A 16,166-nucleotide genomic window follows, 5' to 3' on the forward strand; every position below is an offset into this window, starting at 1 on the left:
ATGTCAATACAAAGTGACAGCCCGCATCGTCGACTTTCCATCATCGGCCTCACCCTCGCGGCGCTCTTTGCGCTTCCGCCATCGGTCAGTGCGCAAGGCGCTTCGGCTACCGTCCCATCCAGGCAAGGTTATTGGTGGTATGAGGCGCCCAAGCCAAAGCCTGAGGACAGCGCCGAGCCGGACGCATTGGTCAAGCCCGTCATACCACCGATGGCGGAACTGGCGACCTGGACTCCGCCGAAGATCCGCAAGCTCATCGAGGAGCAGCGCGACTATGCCGCGACGGTGCTGACGGTCGACGCGGTCGCCGATTTCTGGCGGCTTCAGGATTTCGCACGGCGCAAGGCACGCGCGTTCGCGGGTGTGACGCAGATCGCAATGCTGCAATATCCCGAACTCAACTCGAAGTCGGCCAACCCGATGGTCGGTGATGCCCGGTCAGAGATGTCGGCGGAGAAGGACGCCATTCGCCGATCCTATCTGCGCGCCCATGCGAGCGAGTTCGCTCTCGTCATGTTCTCGCGTTCAACCTGCGGATATTGTCGGGTCCAGTGGCCGATCATCCAGCGATTCCAGGAGGAAATGGGCTGGCAGGTCACGCTCATGGATATCGACAAGCGGCCTGATGTCAGCGCGCGGTTCGGAGTCGAGGTCACGCCGACGACCATGATCATCCGGCGCGGCAGCCAGCAACGCATGATCATAGCCTCTGGCGTCGAGGCATATCCCAACCTCGCACAGATGGCCTATCAGGCGGTGCGCTTGCTGCGCGGCGATATCCGGCCCGAGCAGTTCATGACAGGACCGGGCGAAGATGCCGGCTTCTTCGATGCACTCGGCAACGGCCCGGTGTCCGCAACCGATCCCCGTGCTCTCGACGGCGATCTGGTAGACGCTTCCATTGGACGGAAGCCGTGATGCGTGCGCTCATCCTCCTCGGCATCCCGGGCCTGGTCATCGGCATGGGTTCGGCATCCGCGCAGACCGTCAGCCAAGCGGAGGCGATGCGGGCCGCGATCCACCCGGTCGGCGACGCGAAGGCGATGCAGGCCTGGCTCTCGCGGGTTCCGGTCACACGGGAGTTCCCCGATGATTTCACGACCACGTTGAGAGGGCATGGCGCCGCGTTCGTCATCGAAATGACGACAACAGCCGGCTGCGTGCCCTGCGGCGATCTCTGGACCAAGCTGACGGCGCTCGGCGCGCGATATGGCTGGCACGTCCGCACGATCGGCGCCCAGGAGGCGATGATCCGGTCGGGACGTCTCGGCTTGCCCTGGGTCGGGCATCCCGTCGCCTGGGTTCGGCCGGTCTCGGACGATATTCGGGTCGTGCCGGTGGCGATCGGCACCGACCACGCGCCCAACCTGGCCCGCAATCTCTATCTGGCCGCGAAGATGCTGACGGGCGTGAGACCCGCGGTCGGCGTCCGCGCCATGTCCAAGTTCACCGGCATCGTGGGGCTGCCGGCGACCCGAACCGGAAGGCGCTGAGCGATGGCGGCCTCAGCCCTTCCTCCCTCACCTCAGATTGTCTGGAGTCCGCCATGTTTGCCAGGCCTCGTGCAGCCGTTCGCGCGCTGATCGCTCTCCTTGTCGCCACGGTTTTCTCCGCGGCGCCCGCCCATGCCCAGAGTTGGGCCGAGAGCTGGTTCGACAACGTCACCTATTCATCCCCCGGCAGCTTCGAGGATCAGACCCGCGGCTATGTGACCGCAGGCGGAATGTCGGGCCGGGTGGACGTCCATAATGACTATCTGATGTCGGTGAGCCTGCCCAAGGTCAGGGCGGGTTGCGGCGGCATCGACATGTTCCTCGGCGGCATGTCGTTCCTCGATCCCGATTATCTGGTCCAGAAGCTGGAGAGCATCCTTCAGGCGGCGCCGGCGGTCGCCTTCCAGTATCTGCTCGAGACGCTCGATGAGAAGATGGGGAACATCATCTCGAAAATGGAAGCGGCCACCAATTTCCTGAACTCGATTCAGGTCAATGACTGCCGTCTCGCCAATCGCATGGTGCAGATCGCGAAGGGCGACGACAATATGTCGGGGATCATCGAGGAGATGACCGGCTATCGCTCGGTCAAGCAAGGATTTGCGAAGAGCTACCAGCAAAGCCGCGAGAAGATCGAGGCGAACAACAACAACCCTACCGAAGACCTGAAGGACGCGCTCGCCAACTGCCCGGCAGAAGTGACCGACATCTTCCGCACCGGGTCGCTGCTTTCTCATGCCGCCTCGCGCGTCGGCGCAGCCGACTGGGCGAGCGTGATGCGCGCCCGGGTCGGCGACGTTTATATGCGCTGGGACGACGGTGACCGCGTGCCCTTGTTCACGGCCATTCCGCAATGCCCCGCACAGGACACGGAAAGCGCGCAGGATTTCCTGACAGGCCGCGTCCAGCGCCGTACGCTCAATTTCCCGCCGACCGGTGCCGACTGCGGGCAGGATGGATCGGGGCGCGGCGCGCTCGTTCTGGCCCGAGAGCGCATGCAGTCGATCGCGACCAAGATCCGCACCCGTGCGGCGCTCTCGGCCGAGGAGAAGCAGTTCGTCGCCAATGTCAGGACGCTTCCGGTCTATCGCATGCTGGAATGGGGCGTTCGTCAGGGCGTCGTCGACTCCGTCATTGCCGATACCGACGAACTGGTGGCCCTCACCCTCGCCTACCAGATGCTCAATGACCTGACCCGCACGATCGACTTCACCGTGATGAACGCCGAGCGCGGCGCGACCGTCGCGGGTTCGGCAGACGGGAACAACAAGAATGTCTGCCAGACGCGGATACTGTCCAAAGGCATCGAGCAGTTACGGGATCTCAGGGACGAGGTGCTGCGCCAGCGCGCGCAGATGCGCCAAAGTTACATGGCCGCTCTCAACCAGGCCAATCTTTCCGCGAACTACGCCGGGCTCCTGCGGACACGCGACCGTGATGCTCGCGACGCCGCCGGCGCCGCTGCCCGCAACCAATAGGAACAAATTGTCATGCGCAGGCTTGCGAGGCTGATTGCCACCTTCCCCGCCCTTTTCCTCGCTTCGCCCGCGCTCGCGGTCGATACGAGCTTCCACACCTATGACGGGTTTGCCGAGACGGTCGACGCCTTCCGTCTTGTCTCGATGATCTTCGGGGATCCACGCTACGAGACACTGGTGATGATCGTCGCGACGGTAGGCATCGGTCTCGGGGCAATAATCGCCAGCGTGCGAGGAACCGGCATGGGCCTCGTCGCCTTCGGTTTCCAGATCCTGGTCGGCGTCGGGCTCTTCGTCGGCCTGATCGCCACGACTGGCACGGTCCATGTCTATGATCGCGTCCGCAACGCCTATCAGCCGGTCGGCGGCGTTCCCAATCTGCTTGTCCTCGTCGCTGGAGCGACCAACATGATGGAGCGCGCGATGGTCGAGACGATCGACGACAATACGCTCGATCCCAACGCCAAGATCGAATTCGGCGCGGGCGGACACAGTTTCGACCTGTTCCTCAACGCGGTCAGCCCGCGCGGGCCGATGACCGATGTGTTCCTCGATGCGACCATCAAGGACTATGTCCGTCAATGCTATCCGGTCGCGCGCGTGTCGGCCGCCTATGGCGTCGACGACGATCAGTTGTTCCGGACCTCGGCCGACTTGCCTGCCTCGTTCGCGGCGATGGCGGGGCCAGCGACCTTCTCGACGGTCTATACCGAGGCCGACAAGGGCGGCACCACTGTGAGTTGCGCCGATGCCTGGACGCACATTTCGGATCGCCTGTCCGACCCCGTGCTGTTCGATAATTACACCAGTCAGATATGCGCACGCACGGGTTATGACACCGGCAATGCCCAGCAGATGACCCGCTGTCGGCAACAATTGGGCGAAATGGGCCAGATGATGCTCGGCCGGCCGCTGAGCGCACAAGCGTTCCTGACCGACATCCTTCTAGGCAACACGGTCGGCGACGTTCTCTTCGAGGATTCGCCGGCCAGTGCGGCCAGGGTCATGGCCAATCGCGCGGTCATCTCGAATGGCCTGGCGACTATGTCGGTCGCAAACGAATGGATGCCGACGATCCGGGCCACGGTGTTCGGTATCATGCTTTTCATGATCCCCATCGCTTTGCTGTTCATCCTGACGCCGATCAACCTGCGCGTGGCGAGCTTCGCGCTCGGTATGTTCGTCTTCGTGGCGCTCTGGGGTGTGATCGACGCGGGCATCTATCAGCTCACTCTCGGCCGTGCGACCGCGACGCTCGCCGAATTGCGATCCAATGCGCTCGCTGCCAATGCCTGGTTGCTGGCGCCGTCCGCCGCAATGAAGGCGCTTGCGATCTTCGGCAGTTTCCGCACGGCCGCCGCCGGGCTTGCCGGGGCTTTTGTGTTTACCGTTTTCCGTTTCAGCGGCAACGTGTTCACTTCCTTCACCTCGGGATCGCTTGGGATTGCGAGTCAGGGCACAGCCGCCGCCGCGCCGATGGGGACCAACGAGGGTCAGGCTTCGGCGCTGGAGGCTCAGGCTTCGGCGATGGGAACGCGGTCCCGCGCCGCGGCGGCTTCGAGCTTTGGGGATTTTGGGGAGCGCTCCACCTTCGGTGCGAACCGGACGTATGGCGAGGCTGGCCACATTCTGGGTGAGCGCCCAGGAACGCCGGGCGGTACGGCTTTCGCGCTCGGCGGCATCGAGGGTTCGCGCCAATTGGGGAGCCTCGCGCCCGCGCTGGGCGAGCGCGATCTTGCCGATCCGTCTGTCGCGCGCGCAGTCCAGGCCAATGCTGCCACCACGGCCATCCATCAGTTCGCCGAGAAGGATGCGTTGAGAAGTCTTGGGACAAGCTATTTCGGCCAGGGCGAAGCCGGCGAGAAGGCGTTCGCCGCCTTCAGCCAGAACCTTGTCCAGTGGCGCGCATTTGGCGACCAGCGCGCTTATGGGATGATGATGCAAGGCGCGACGCGTCACTTTGAACGCGCTGGTTATTCGCCAGCGGACGCGCAGCTCAAGGCGTCGGGTGTTATCGGCGAGGCGCAGGCCGACCCCACCTTCGCCAAGCTCACTGCCAATGCTTTCGACCAGGAGCAGATGTTCAGGAACGATCTCACCTCCGCGCAAATCCAGGTGGGTGCGATGGAGGGACGCCGGGATCATGCTGGCGACAATGTAGCCGGCATCGAACGCGCCAATGTCGCAACCGAACAGGGCTGGCGCACCGGCAGCAATCAGGGCCAGCGCGAAGCCGCGTCTATGTTGGGCCTGTCGGTGGACGAAACATCCCGCCGCATAGGGTTTATCAATGCGCTGTCGGGCGAAGCGCGCAGCACTGCGATCAGTCAACTCTCCCGCGCCACCGGCCGCAACGAGGCGCAGGTTGAGGCTGCGTTGGAGCGTTACAGTGCGGCCACCCACCTTGGCACCGCTGATGGCGCAACTGCAGAGGCAGGCCGCGAAGGCACAAGCGTCTATGGCCGGACCAGCGAGGCGGCCGGCTATGATTTCGCCGAGCGCTCGGGCAGGCTCGACGCTCAGCGCGAGGTCGGCACCTCCGGCACGCGCAACGCGGCGCGGATCGGCGAGCAACGCAGGCAGTCGGAGAATTTCGGGTTTGCAGAGGGAGCTGCGGCTGCTGGCACGTCGACGCGCGAGGCTGCGCGTCTCGACAGCTTCATCCAGGCACTGAGCCGGACGGCCGGCAACCAAGTCGATATGTCCGAAGGTGGTGCGCCCGGTATCGCCGATCGCGCGCGTAACGAGCGGCTGACCTCGATCGTCGATCGGGAGCGTCTTACCCGCATGCAGGGGCTGCTTGCCGAGCATGGTGTCAACCTGAGCAAGCGCCAGATCGCCATGGACCAGAATGGCGATCTTGGCCTCAATCTCACCCCCGAGACCGCTGCAGCCATGTGGAAGGCGGGTCTCATCAACGAGAGTCAACTCGGCGCGATTGCCAATGGAGGGCATGCACGCTTCAGTTTCGCCCACAATGACCTCCTTGTCTCAAGCGGGACGGATTTCAGCCGCTCGGCGCGCAGCGACACCAGCACACGTTTCGAGGCCGGCAAACAGGCTGGGCCGGACACGATCGAGCATTTCATGGGCGGCGGGGCCGAGGGGCAGGCCATGCTTTCAAATTGGCTGCGCGGTGGGTTCGAGATGGACCGCAAAGGCGAGTGGCGCCTCAAGCCTCAGGTCGCCGACACGCTCCAGCGCGATGTGCAGGCGGTCATGGCGCAGACGGGATGGCAGAGATCCCTGTCGCGTTCTGCTCAGGACCAAACCACGATGGGAACCAACGTCGGAATCGATGTAGGGCGTTCGGTCGGTGTCTCGGATACCGAGACAACGGGAGGGCGCGGTAGCGGTTCAAATCGGAGTCGCCAGGCGGCACCAGTCAACCGGACGGACCGTTCCACGATCGGCAATTTTGGCGCTAAGGTCGGATTTGAAAGTCATGATACCGGAAGCACGACCGAAGATGCCCATGCGACAATGGACATTGTGAACTACGACGTTCGCGAATCAATTGCCGCCGCGGAACGCGCTGCTGCCCGTTCAAGCAATCCTGAGGCGACATTCTCACGTGAGCTCTCGAACCGCATCCTCGGGACTGAAGGTATGCGCAATCGCTACCTGCAGGATGCAGACAACGGGCGCGCCACCTTTGATGTCACAGGTCCGCTCACCTCCCTGGAGCAGAATTCCGTTCTTTCGAAAGGAAGCTTCTCAACCGATATCCAAGGCAGCCCCGGTGACGGCGACAGTAACTACAAGAAACGCTAACGATGCTTCCCGGTATGGGGATCGACGTACCCCGTATTGAGTGGGTTCAAAGGGTTGCCGATCCAGAGTGGCCCTGACCGGGGGTTGAACATATCGGTGCCCTTCCCGATACCATCCAAAAAGCGATTATTCTCCTCCCGCCTCCGCCTTTCGAAAAAATCGTCCTCATCGGACAACGGCATACCATCGCCTGGTCGGACGAAACTATCGAGGCGCTCGCGAACGTAACCAACGCCGAGCACCATGAGCGCGGTCAGCGGGAAGAACAGGATATTCAGATAGCCTGCCAGTGCTCCGCGATAAAACACCGCCATCGCGTCAACGCGCGTCGACATGGCCATACCCACCCACCAGATGGGAATAGTCGTCCACCAGACCTTGGCATACCAAGGCGACCAGAGCCACGCCGACAGTTTCGGTACCTCCGGGATGCTCGCATTATTCTGATCGTCCATGCCGGTTTCCACCGTGAAATCCCTTCGAATTCCTCTTACCATCAAAGGCGTCTAACGTCACTCCCAATTGACAATCCGCCCTTGTCCTTTTTGTCGTAGTTTATATATTACAGACGGAAAGGACAATCATGGCCAGCACCGCCCACGTCGCGAAATCCAGCCGGCGCACCTCGCCGCCTGCAGCCTTTTCCGCAAACGACACTTTGCGGCACAAGGCGCTGGAAAGGCTGACGCTGGCAATTGCCAAAGCGGTAGAGTCTGCCAGCGACGACACGCTAGCTGATATCGTCGGTTCTGAGGATCTCCGGCACGCGCTGGTCATCGCGCCGCGCGACATCGCGCCCGAAGCGCCGGCCGACCTCGAAGCGATCAGGGCGGCACGCGAACGGACCGCGCAATTTCGTAAGGAGATGGCCGAGCGGGCCGGCGGTATGTTCGACCGCCCCCATGTCGCCGAGATGCTCGGCGTCTCTCAGGCCGCGATCGACAAGCAGCGCCAGCGTCGCCAGATTCTGGGCGTCCCCTACGGAACGGATATCCGCTATCCCGCCGCGCAGTTTGTCAAAGGCGAGGTATTGCATGGCCTGAAGGCCGTGCTGGAAGCCTTTGACGATATGAACCCTTGGGAGCAGTTGATGATGCTCACCACGCCGCGCGATGGGTTTGGATCGTCCCCCGAAACGATTTTCCAAACGCTCGCGAGACGGCCGGAGCAGAGAATTCTAAAGCAGCTTGCAGGTTTTGCCGCGAGCTGGACCGCCTGATCGTCAGTGGTGCCCATCCGATTGAGACGTATCGGCGCGGGCGTGCGCCTTCATCGCATACATCGCGCCGAACACAGTCCGATTTTTTTCGGACCTGTCGGCGATACCCCGCAGTCCCGTTTCGACTCGCCTGATGGCAGCTATAAGGTGCTGTATGCGGCAAGGATGCTCGAAACGGCGTTCGGCGAGACACTCGCCCGAACTCCCGAGACCCCATACATTCTCTCGTCAGGCATCGAAGCCCGAGTGCGCAGTGCATTCGAGACTACAAGAGCGCTGAGGCTCTATCCTCTGATCGCTGCCGGCGTCTCAGCACACGGCCTCTCCCTTACCGATCTCCATGGCATCGATTATCTGAGATGCTGGAGGGTCAGCGCCGAAATTCACGCAACGACCGTCGCCGACGGCATCCTTTATACCTCCCGGTTCGACAACCATCGGTGCGTAGCACTGTTCGATCGCGCCGCGGACGCGATTGCCGAAACGACGACCAAAGCGATTGCGATCGGAGCGGCTGAAGCTACCGTCCTCGCCCGTCACTACGGAAAGATATTTGCTGAGTCCTGAATGGCCGAACCGGGGCGGATCGGACCAATGGGAGATCATGCGCCGGGTTAGTAGATGGAGATGCTAGACGCACTATCGCCACGTGATCAGTGCACTGAACCACCTTCGTATGGGATTGCGGTTAGCGCTGTGACGCTTGAGAGCATGCATGCGATCAGGGGACAATTGGTTCAATGGCTCAAGCGTTGACCGGTCGGGAAGCGCCTGCGTTGTCCGCTTGATTGCGGGCAATTCGCCGGCGCCGAACAGTGAACCTTGGCTCGAATCGTTCTGCTTGGTCATAGCGTGATGATAAACGCGGAACCCGAAGTGCGGAACCAATTCCACAGGTCTTGTGGGCGACCGCAAAGCGGTCCGGCTCCGCAATCGTCGATCAAGACCAACAAATGGGGCATGATCCGCATGCACCGCGAGTTTCGGAAACTAGCAGAAGACTTTTCCGCAAAAGCTACCTGAGCCGCTTGCCGAACCGGGACACGGAGGCTATGTCTGACTAGCTAGTCAGGAGAAGGCAAGTGGGCACAGCCGTTCGCAAAGGAAACAGGGACAAATCCGGTCCGCCCGGAGCCTGGAAACTGGAGGATGCCAAGGCTCGTTTCAGTGAAGTGGTCAGGCGCGCGCAGAGCGAAGGGCCGCAGAGGGTCACGGTTCGAGGTCGGGAAGCTGTTGTCGTGATCAGCGTTGACGAACTCGACCGCCTGCTCCCCAAGGGTGCCGGCAAGCCTGATTTGGTGCCGTTCCTCGAGGGTCTTGGGCTGGATGGTCTCGATCTTGAGCGCGAGGTCGACCGTGGAAGGGATATCATCCTTTGAAGGGTTGGCTGCTCGACACACATGTCGTTTCGGCGCTCGCAAGTCCGAGTGGTGCGCCAAGCGTGAAGGCATGGGCGACGGGGCAGCCTGAGCATCGCATGTTCTTGAGCGTGCTGGCGCTCGCGGAATATGACAAAGGTATTCACAATCTGGAACCCGACCACCCTGATCGCTCGCGTTACACGGCAGCGCGCGATGCGCTCGCGCACCGCTTCAGCGATCGGCTCCTCTCTGTCGACGAGGCCATCGTCTACCGGTGGGGCGAGATTTCCGGCGACGTCAAGCGCAGGGTCCGGCAGGCCCCACCGGTCATTGACACATTGCTCGCTGCCACCGCCATCGAACATGATCTCTTCCTGGTGACGCGCAACGTTAAGGATACGCGCCACAGCGGAGCCGTGATCTTCAATCCCTGGGAAGACGATCCATCCCGCTTCCCTTTGACCTGAGCCGAGCGACATCGACACAATGAAAACCGAACTTGACCATCTGCCGGCGAACAAGCGACGCGAACTTGATCGCGTCATCCAGATCCTGTTCGAGGAATTCGACGACGCGCATGGCCAGCCGACCGGCCCGCGCAAGCTTGGCCGCATCCTGAAGATCATTCTCTACGGTTCATACGCAACCGGGCGTTGGGTCCATGAGCCGCACACCGAACGCGGCTATCGATCGGATTTCGACCTGCTCATCATCGTCAACCAGAAGGAGCTGACGGACCGGCTCGAATATTGGGAAAAGGCGGCGGAGCGCCTCGACCGCGAGACGATGATCCTCAACCGGCTGCGGACACCGGTCAACTTCATCGTTCACACCCTTCAGGAAGTGAATGACGGACTGGCGCATGGCCGCTATTTCTTCATGGACATCGCCCGCGAGGGCATTGCGCTTTATCAGGCCGACGACAGCGAGTTACACAAGCCCAAGCCGAAGACACCGCAGCAGGCCTATGACATGGCCAAAGGCTATTATGACCAGTGGTTCGGGCTGGCCGTATCCTCACGGATGGGCTTTCAATTTTTCTACCAAGCCAAGCAGTATCCGGATGCCGCCTATAATCTGCAACAGGCGTGCGAACGGCTCTATTATTGCATCCTGCTCGTGTTCACTTTCTACACGCCTTACAGCCATAACATCAAATTTCTGCGGCAGCTGGCGGAAAGGTTGTCGCCCAAGCTCGTAGATGTTTGGCCGCGCGACAAGCGGAAACTCGAGGCGCGCTTCCTAAAACTCAAGGACGCTTATGTGAAGGCCCGACACTCCGACTGGTTCCAGATGACCGACGAGGAGTTCTCCTATCTTTCCGAGCGGATTGAACTGCTCGGCAACGTCGTCAACGAACTATGCCAGGAAAAACTGGCTGATCTGCGGGCAAAGATATAGAGGCGTGACCCTCACCGAACCGCTGTAACACAATGGGAGTTTTTGCATGAATAACAGTGATCTCGCCGATAAGCTGGCTGCCGAATCCGGCCTGAGCAAGGTCGAGGCGCGCAAGACCGTCGATGCCGTGTTCGCTGCAATCGCCCAAGCCGCAGCGGGCGGCGAAGAAATTTCTCTCAATGGTTTCGGCAAGTTCAAGGTCAAGGAAGCCGCAGCTCGCGAAGGGCGTAATCCGGCGACTGGCAAAACGATTCAGATCGCGGCGTCAAAAAAGCTGACTTTCGCGCCCGCCAAGGCGGTAAAGGACAAGCTGAACGCATGAACAACTGAGCCGGCAGTCGCGGATGCCAGCTGCCGGTTCTGAGCGGATGGCTCCGCGCGGAGGGGGATACCGAAGGATAGTCATCGTTGCTCCGCCTCAGGCGGACCGTGGCAAGACCCGCTCGCAGAGTTTCGCGTGACAATTGGAGCATCGAACCAAAAGGTGACAATGGTCTATAATGACCCGACCGCAGAGCGAGAGACCAAGCAATCTTCCGGAATCGAGGATGATCACGTGGCTGAGGAGGCAATTCCCGACAGGGCGGCGCGCAGAATCGCACTTGCGCTTGTCGAGCAATGCGTTCGCAATAGTCGCCTTGAGGATTTGCACGCCGGAACGACACCGAACAGCATTTCTGGAGACTTCACTGACGTCAAGGTGTTGACACCGTTCGGCGAAATCCCTTGGACCCAAGTCTCAAAGATCTCGGATGCCGAGATGAAAGCTCTCATGATCGAGATCGTCAACCGGGTGTATACTTTCCCGACCCATATCGAAGATCTCACCGCCCTCAATGATTCTGCGCGCTGGAATCGCCCCGTGCACGATCCCAGGCTTTTGGGAACGGCGCTTCGTCGCCGCGCCGCCCGCAAGGGTTTGCCAACCGACGATAGCTGATCGCTTCCTCCTGGCTATCCCGACGAGGGTTGACGCCGCCACCGTGCGGGCGTTGTCCCATTCGCCTTGGCAAACGCTTTCGTGAAATGGGCTTGATCCGTAAAGCCGCATTCGAGTGCGATCTGGACGATCGGGAGGTGTGTTTCGGTTAGCAGAGCTTCAGCATGCTGCACGCGCTTCTGCACGAACCATGCATATGGTGCGGTGCCTACCGTGTTGGAGAACGCCCTGATGAAGTGACTGAGGGACAACCGACACTGGCACGCGATATCGAGAATCGAAATACCCCTGCTGAAATCGCGTTGCATGATCTCGGTTGCGCGCGTGACCTGCCAAGGCGCCAGCGTCGGTCGTGCGTCAGGTCTTGGATGTGCGGTTGTCCCACGCATTCGGCCCCTATTGGGTGGTGCGAGGGACGGCCGGGGCTCCGATTGTCGAGCGCATAGTGCGACATCTACGGTCATATGTTCAAAGCCGCCATGGCGACTCCTCGGGTGTATTGAAGCAGCCCTTTTTTGCGCTGGGAACCTCAACGCACCTGCTTCCTCGATCACCACCCCAAATCCGGCACGGTACAGCCGCGGTCGCCTGAGGAGGAAATCCGTTCATTCCCGCGCCTGGACACCTGGGGGATAAGAAAGGCGCCCTCTTTTTTTATCGCGGGCTATGCAGGTGCTTTCCGCCCCAAGGCGCGGACCACTGGCCATGTTCTACAGTTTTGGTCGGCGCAGAACCTTGCGAAGGAACGTTTCGGCGCGCGCGAGTTCTTTCTGCACCGATCGCTTGTGTAACCCGAATTCCAACGCGATTTCAGCCTGTGGCTTGCCGTCCCGCCATCTTGCGAGAAACAATTGCCGTCGCCGCTCGGGCATGGCGTGCAGTGCTTCAAGCGCTCGATCCATCTCAAGGCGAGCGAAAGCAACCTGCTCGGGATCCGGGGCAATGTCCGGAACCAGCGAGAGGATGAAGTCATCGACCATTGCGGTTCGGCTATGGGCGCGGATGTTGTTTTTCGCGAGGTTGAGCCCCATCCGATAAAGATAGGCCGTGTGGCTTCGGATTTCTCCGATGTCCGGATATGATCGGAGCTTTACATATACGTCGTGAAGAGCGTCTTGCGCCGCCTCCTGCGAGTGGAGGCGATGCGACAAACGATGCAGTAGGATTAGATAGTCTCTTTCCAGTGCGGCCAGAAGTCCATCTATTGCCGGAAAATCGGCTGCGGGCTCGGCAGACTTGTCCTTCCGCGCATCGAAACCCGGGCCGTATCGGGCAATATCATTCATCCGTTTTGACCGCCACTAGTATCGGCACCAGACATTACAGCAAACTTCGTACACTGATTCCTCACGGGCAATAGGAGCGAAACTTGATGACAGCCGAAGACGTAATCGGTGCGGCCGAAGCATTGGCGCTGACGACGAGCACCGCCCTGAAGAACTCGTCTTTCGGCGCGAGTTACGAGGCTCTTCAACTCGGATAACCACAATATTCGCCAGTATATTGATCTTCGGCTCGGCCATCAGGCAGCCGCGCATGCCTTGTTGCTGACCGTGGTCGCCGCAGGACGGCCATATCGCGCGATCCCCGGCCGACGATCTCTTCCGAACTGCCGCCGGAATACATTTTGGCCGTGTCGAAGAAATTGATCCCTGCCTCCAGCGCCTCCCGCGGCTGCCTTCCTCGCTTAACGACCATATCCACCCCCGTCCGGGCTCGCCATAGCTCACGCAGCCAAAACGCAGGCGAGAGACCTTGAGATCCTAATGGACGAGAGTGACGTAATCCACGCTGATATCCAATTTGCTGTTGAGAATAGTAGAAGCGTTTCAGACCAATGGCCGGCAGCTTGCGAGTGATCGGCCCCCACCGAGTGGTCCGGTTTGATTGTTAGTGCATTGGCGCCTCCGGCGCCATGGTCTGAGCTGCCCCCTTTCAGGTGGACCATCGAGTATGATGGAAATCACCAGGAAAGGGACGTCACATGCCTTCGAAGAAGCACAAGCCCGAGGAGATCATCGGGAAGCTGCGTGAGGTCGAGATCGTGTTGGGTCAGGGCGGGACGACCGCCGAGGGGTGCCGGCGGATCGGTGTCACGGAGCAGACCTATTACAGGTGGCGCAAGGAATATGGCGGTCTGAAGGTCGACCAGGCACGGCGGATGAAGGATCTGGAGAAGGAGAACCTTCGGCTCCGTCGGGCGGTTTCTGATCTGACGCTCGACAAGCTCATCCTTCAGGAGGCCGCCAAGGGAAACTTCTGAGCCCCGCGCGGCGACGGCGCTGCATCGACCAGGTTCGCAGCGTGATGCTGGTGTCCGAGCGGCGTATATGCCGGGTGCTCGGCCAGCATCGGTCGACGCAGCGCAAGGTGCCGCGCGGGGCGGATGACGAAGCGGCGCTGACCGAGGACATCATCGAGCTGGCCAAGCAATATGGCCGTTACGGCTATCGCCGGGTGACGGCGTTGCTGCATGCGGCCGGCTGGACGGTGAACCATAAGCGGGTCGAGCGGATCTGGCGGCGCGAGGGTCTCAAGGTGCCTCAGCGCCAGCCGAAACGTGGTCGGCTGTGGCTCAATGACGGATCCTGCATCCGGCTCCGACCCGAATATGCGGGGCATGTCTGGGCCTACGATTTTGTCGAGGGGCGCACCCACGATGGTCGGAAATTCCGCATCCTCACTATCATCGACGAATTCAGCCGGGAGTGCCTGGCCCTGATCGTCGCTCGCAAGCTCAACCATGAGGATGTGCTGGCGGCCTTGGCGGAGCTGTTCTTCTGGCGTGGTCCGCCCGCCCATATTCGTTCGGACAACGGCAGCGAATTCATTGCTGGCGAGGTCCAGAAATGGCTCGGCAAGATCGGCGTAAAGACGCTCTATATTACGCCGGGCTCGCCTTGGGAGAACGGCTACAACGAGAGCTTCAACGGCTCGCTGCGCGACGAGCTGCTGAACGGCGAGATCTTCTACAGCCTCGTCGAGGCCAGGGTGCTGATCGAGGCCTGGCGGCGCCACTACAACACCATCCGGCCGCACAGCAGTCTCGGCTATCGCCCGCCGGCCCCCGAAACGACGACGCCGCCATGGCCGGCCTCCGGTTCCGCTTCGCTCCACCTCCGTCCGGCCATGGCGAAGGAAGCGATCATGCACTAACAATCAAGCCGGTCCACCCCGTGGGGGCTGCTCAACATGTTCGGCGTGTTGAAGCCGACACCACGCAATGTGTAGATCGGCGGGCCGCGGAAGGATTTGGCGACCGTGAAACCCGGTACCAGCGTTGCGATATCCGAAATTGTATTGATGTTCTGCTGTTTCAGCTGATCGCCACCTATGGCAGTGATCGAAAGCGCGATGTCTTGGGTGCGCTGACTGCGCTTCTGGGCCGTCACGACAATATCGCCAAACGTTGTCGCGTCCTGCGGCGGGGCCGCGACCTGTTCCGTTGACGCAGGCTGCTGCGATTCCGTCGGCGGGGTTTGCGCCATAGCTGGAACGCTAAGCGAAACAGTGGCGAGCAGCGCTGCTCGCAGCGCGCCCCTGCGGACGCGCGTAACCTCATACTTCATGAGCATCTCTCCCTTTCATGGTCATCCTCCGGAATTTTTTCTTTTATCCGTGCGAATCATTAAACGTCCGCCCGGTCAATTAATCAAGCGAAAATCGATGTCTCCTTTCCGTTTGAAGCAGGGAATGTTGGCACTTCCAACCGAACGCAAACAAGGCACCGTACGGTCAGCGCGTCAGCCGACGCCTGGACGATCGCGCTCTCTCAAATAGGTCTTGCCAACTCCGGCTTGATCAAAAGTGGAAGCTGATCCCGCCCGTGACGATGAGCGGGTTAATCTTGATCTTGGCGTCAGCGGGTGCCCCGCCGACAGTGCCCGTTGCGGTGGTATCAAGAATGACCTGCTTGGCATCGACGAAGAGTCCGAAGCGCTCGTTAATCATGGTTTCAGCGCCAGCCTGGAACGTTACGCCGACCGGGCTCTTTACCCGCAAGTTCTGCACGGCACCGTCCTTGTTATCCAGCACGATCGTGTAGTTGACGCCGGCCCCGACGTACGGAATGAACTTTGGCCCAAAGGCTGTGAGATGATACTGTATGGCCGCGACCGCAGGGCCATAAGTGATTTTCCCGAGGGTCAGGCCCTCAAGCGGCCCAGTGCCCTTCAAAGTAGCGGTAGGCGGTCCACCGATGGTCAGCGAAACGGATACGTTCGGATTGAAATAGTAGCCCGCCTCAAGTTCGGCAGTGAGGTTGTTTTTTGCCGTGACGCTTGCCCCGGGGATAGTCTGCCCGCCAACGCGGATCTTGGCGCTCTCGTCGTAGATCACGCCTGCTGGCCCCACACGGACGAACCAATGCTTGAACGAGGCCATGTCCTGGTCTTGCGCCATGGCGGGTTCGGCAACGCAAGCGCAAGCTAACGCCGCGCCTAGCAACCGTATCACTTTCATAAATAGTCCTTCCAACCACGCGATCAAATTGACTCCTCA

At 60.8% G+C, this 16,166-nt stretch carries 18 protein-coding genes; 12 read left to right on the top strand and 6 right to left on the bottom strand.

Going from position 1 to position 16,166, the window contains the following annotated elements:
- The 4 genes from AEB_RS11965 to AEB_RS11980 are packed head-to-tail and all read left to right on the top strand — an operon-like array spanning position 1 to position 6,745.
- Positions 1-918, top strand: a complete 918-nt coding sequence (locus AEB_RS11965) for a conjugal transfer protein TraF (RefSeq protein ID WP_052207706.1) — start codon at positions 1-3, stop codon at positions 916-918.
- On the top strand, positions 918-1,493 hold the full coding sequence (locus AEB_RS11970) for a hypothetical protein (RefSeq protein WP_119083365.1): 576 nt from the start codon (positions 918-920) through the stop codon (positions 1,491-1,493). Before AEB_RS11965 ends, AEB_RS11970 begins: the two co-directional genes overlap by 1 nt.
- A 53-nt stretch (positions 1,494-1,546) precedes the next feature.
- Positions 1,547-2,971: a conjugal transfer protein TraH gene (locus AEB_RS11975; protein WP_119083366.1), complete on the top strand. Its 1,425-nt coding sequence runs from the start codon at positions 1,547-1,549 to the stop codon at positions 2,969-2,971.
- A gap of 12 nt (positions 2,972-2,983) precedes the next feature.
- Positions 2,984-6,745 (top strand): conjugal transfer protein TraG N-terminal domain-containing protein, encoded by a 3,762-nt coding sequence (locus tag AEB_RS11980; RefSeq protein ID WP_119083367.1) that lies wholly within the window; start codon positions 2,984-2,986, stop codon positions 6,743-6,745.
- Here the strand turns inward: AEB_RS11980 and AEB_RS11985 are convergent.
- Complete coding sequence (locus AEB_RS11985) at positions 6,742-7,200, bottom strand: hypothetical protein (RefSeq protein WP_172593075.1); 459 nt, start codon at positions 7,198-7,200, stop codon at positions 6,742-6,744. The genes AEB_RS11980 and AEB_RS11985 overlap by 4 nt on opposite strands.
- 128 nt (positions 7,201-7,328) lie before the next feature.
- On the opposite strand from AEB_RS11985, the gene AEB_RS11990 reads away from it, so the two are divergent.
- The 7 genes from AEB_RS11990 to AEB_RS12020 all read left to right on the top strand — a co-directional run bounded on the left by AEB_RS11990 (position 7,329) and on the right by AEB_RS12020 (position 11,666).
- Entirely contained in the window at positions 7,329-7,964 is a 636-nt protein-coding gene (locus AEB_RS11990; RefSeq protein WP_119083369.1) for a hypothetical protein, read from the top strand.
- A gap of 21 nt (positions 7,965-7,985) precedes the next feature.
- The gene (locus AEB_RS11995) at positions 7,986-8,531 is read left to right on the top strand and encodes an RES family NAD+ phosphorylase (RefSeq protein ID WP_231958695.1); all 546 of its coding nucleotides are present in this window, start codon (positions 7,986-7,988) and stop codon (positions 8,529-8,531) included.
- Positions 8,532-9,046: 515 nt separating this feature from the next.
- Positions 9,047-9,343, top strand: coding sequence for a type II toxin-antitoxin system Phd/YefM family antitoxin (locus AEB_RS12000; protein WP_119083371.1), 297 nt, complete (start codon positions 9,047-9,049; stop codon positions 9,341-9,343).
- Positions 9,340-9,792: a type II toxin-antitoxin system VapC family toxin gene (locus AEB_RS12005; protein ID WP_119083372.1), complete on the top strand. Its 453-nt coding sequence runs from the start codon at positions 9,340-9,342 to the stop codon at positions 9,790-9,792. Before AEB_RS12000 ends, AEB_RS12005 begins: the two co-directional genes overlap by 4 nt.
- A gap of 19 nt (positions 9,793-9,811) precedes the next feature.
- A complete protein-coding gene (locus tag AEB_RS12010; RefSeq protein WP_119083373.1) occupies positions 9,812-10,726 on the top strand; it encodes a HEPN domain-containing protein in 915 nt (304 codons plus the stop codon).
- Positions 10,727-10,772: 46 nt separating this feature from the next.
- Complete coding sequence (locus AEB_RS12015; RefSeq protein ID WP_119083374.1) at positions 10,773-11,048, top strand: HU family DNA-binding protein; 276 nt, start codon at positions 10,773-10,775, stop codon at positions 11,046-11,048.
- A 168-nt stretch (positions 11,049-11,216) separates the two neighbouring features.
- Entirely contained in the window at positions 11,217-11,666 is a 450-nt protein-coding gene (locus AEB_RS12020; RefSeq protein WP_231958697.1) for a hypothetical protein, read from the top strand.
- A 14-nt stretch (positions 11,667-11,680) separates the two neighbouring features.
- Here the strand turns inward: AEB_RS12020 and AEB_RS12025 are convergent, their stop codons facing one another.
- The 3 genes from AEB_RS12025 to AEB_RS18575 form a co-directional block, all read right to left on the bottom strand.
- On the bottom strand, positions 11,681-12,130 hold the full coding sequence (locus AEB_RS12025) for an AraC family transcriptional regulator (protein ID WP_331851761.1): 450 nt from the start codon (positions 12,128-12,130) through the stop codon (positions 11,681-11,683).
- A gap of 246 nt (positions 12,131-12,376) precedes the next feature.
- Complete coding sequence (locus AEB_RS12030; RefSeq protein ID WP_119083376.1) at positions 12,377-12,952, bottom strand: RNA polymerase sigma factor; 576 nt, start codon at positions 12,950-12,952, stop codon at positions 12,377-12,379.
- A gap of 184 nt (positions 12,953-13,136) precedes the next feature.
- Positions 13,137-13,364, bottom strand: coding sequence for an aldo/keto reductase (locus tag AEB_RS18575; RefSeq protein ID WP_172593076.1), 228 nt, complete (start codon positions 13,362-13,364; stop codon positions 13,137-13,139).
- Positions 13,365-13,650: 286 nt separating this feature from the next.
- On the opposite strand from AEB_RS18575, the gene AEB_RS12040 reads away from it, so the two are divergent.
- A protein-coding gene (locus AEB_RS12040) for an IS3 family transposase (protein WP_119083377.1) occupies positions 13,651-14,822 on the top strand; the annotation gives its coding sequence in 2 pieces (ribosomal slippage) (positions 13,651-13,915 and positions 13,915-14,822; 1,173 coding nt in all).
- Here the strand turns inward: AEB_RS12040 and AEB_RS12045 are convergent.
- Complete coding sequence (locus tag AEB_RS12045) at positions 14,819-15,235, bottom strand: TonB-dependent receptor plug domain-containing protein (RefSeq protein WP_172593077.1); 417 nt, start codon at positions 15,233-15,235, stop codon at positions 14,819-14,821. The two genes, AEB_RS12040 and AEB_RS12045, sit on opposite strands and share 4 nt — an antisense overlap.
- 232 nt (positions 15,236-15,467) lie before the next feature.
- Positions 15,468-16,154 carry an OmpW/AlkL family protein gene (locus AEB_RS12050; protein ID WP_145985300.1) on the bottom strand — a complete coding sequence of 229 codons (687 nt, stop codon included), beginning with the start codon at positions 16,152-16,154 and terminating at the stop codon, positions 15,468-15,470.
- Positions 16,155-16,166: the final 12 nt, after the last annotated feature.

Source organism: Altererythrobacter sp. B11, from assembly GCF_003569745.1.
Classification (GTDB): domain Bacteria; phylum Pseudomonadota; class Alphaproteobacteria; order Sphingomonadales; family Sphingomonadaceae; genus Croceibacterium_C.

What these genes read in the sequence shown, in the direction of transcription:
- AEB_RS11965 (WP_052207706.1), top strand. Translation starts at nt 1, where the DNA reads ATGTCAATACAAAGTGACAGCCCGCATCGTCGACTTTCCATCATCGGC.
- AEB_RS11970 (WP_119083365.1), top strand. Translation starts at nt 918, where the DNA reads ATGCGTGCGCTCATCCTCCTCGGCATCCCGGGCCTGGTCATCGGCATG.
- AEB_RS11975 (WP_119083366.1), top strand. Translation starts at nt 1,547, where the DNA reads ATGTTTGCCAGGCCTCGTGCAGCCGTTCGCGCGCTGATCGCTCTCCTT.
- AEB_RS11980 (WP_119083367.1), top strand. Translation starts at nt 2,984, where the DNA reads ATGCGCAGGCTTGCGAGGCTGATTGCCACCTTCCCCGCCCTTTTCCTC.
- AEB_RS11985 (WP_172593075.1), bottom strand. Translation starts at nt 7,200, where the DNA reads ATGGACGATCAGAATAATGCGAGCATCCCGGAGGTACCGAAACTGTCG.
- AEB_RS11990 (WP_119083369.1), top strand. Translation starts at nt 7,329, where the DNA reads ATGGCCAGCACCGCCCACGTCGCGAAATCCAGCCGGCGCACCTCGCCG.
- AEB_RS12010 (WP_119083373.1), top strand. Translation starts at nt 9,812, where the DNA reads ATGAAAACCGAACTTGACCATCTGCCGGCGAACAAGCGACGCGAACTT.
- AEB_RS12015 (WP_119083374.1), top strand. Translation starts at nt 10,773, where the DNA reads ATGAATAACAGTGATCTCGCCGATAAGCTGGCTGCCGAATCCGGCCTG.
- AEB_RS12020 (WP_231958697.1), top strand. Translation starts at nt 11,217, where the DNA reads ATGGTCTATAATGACCCGACCGCAGAGCGAGAGACCAAGCAATCTTCC.
- AEB_RS12025 (WP_331851761.1), bottom strand. Translation starts at nt 12,130, where the DNA reads ATGACCGTAGATGTCGCACTATGCGCTCGACAATCGGAGCCCCGGCCG.
- AEB_RS12030 (WP_119083376.1), bottom strand. Translation starts at nt 12,952, where the DNA reads ATGAATGATATTGCCCGATACGGCCCGGGTTTCGATGCGCGGAAGGAC.
- AEB_RS18575 (WP_172593076.1), bottom strand. Translation starts at nt 13,364, where the DNA reads ATGGTCGTTAAGCGAGGAAGGCAGCCGCGGGAGGCGCTGGAGGCAGGG.
- AEB_RS12045 (WP_172593077.1), bottom strand. Translation starts at nt 15,235, where the DNA reads ATGAAGTATGAGGTTACGCGCGTCCGCAGGGGCGCGCTGCGAGCAGCG.